Below are 529 nucleotides of genomic sequence, written 5' to 3'. Positions count from 1 at the left end.
AAAATCCGCGGCACTTCTGCCAATTGTTGAACAAATTGATGTTCTGCTTTCTCTGCAATAAACCCACGTTGCTTAGCAGCACTAAGCGCCATTGCAGCAAGCGTTGCCAACTGACAAGTAAAAGCTTTTGTTGAGGCAACACCAATTTCTGGACCTGCTAATGTTGGGAGAATAAAATCAGCTTCTCTTGCCATTGTCGATTGCTCAACATTGACAATTGTTGCTGTTTTCATACCATTCTCACGACAATAACGCAAAGATGCCAATGTATCAGCTGTTTCACCAGATTGAGAAACAAATATCGGCAAGACATCAGCTGTGATAGGAGGTTCACGATAACGAAATTCAGAAGCCACATCATTATCAACACTTAAAGCAGCAAAACTCTCAAACCAATAACGTGCAACTAAAGTTGAATAATAAGCTGTTCCACAGCTTGCAAAAAATATTCGATTAATATTTTTCCAATCAATCAAATTCTCAAATGAGCGAACCGTATGATTTCCAAGATCAAGATAATGCGCTAAAT

General features: G+C 38.9%; 1 protein-coding gene. It reads right to left on the bottom strand.

The genetic code is table 11. The annotated features are described in order from the left end of the window. On the bottom strand, window positions 1-529 hold a 529-nt coding region (locus J7R05_RS07705), incomplete at both ends, for an SIS domain-containing protein (protein ID WP_208541814.1).

The organism is Bartonella capreoli (assembly GCF_902813205.1).
Lineage (GTDB): Bacteria > Pseudomonadota > Alphaproteobacteria > Rhizobiales > Rhizobiaceae > Bartonella > Bartonella schoenbuchensis.
This window is presented reverse-complemented; position numbering and strand designations above follow the sequence as displayed.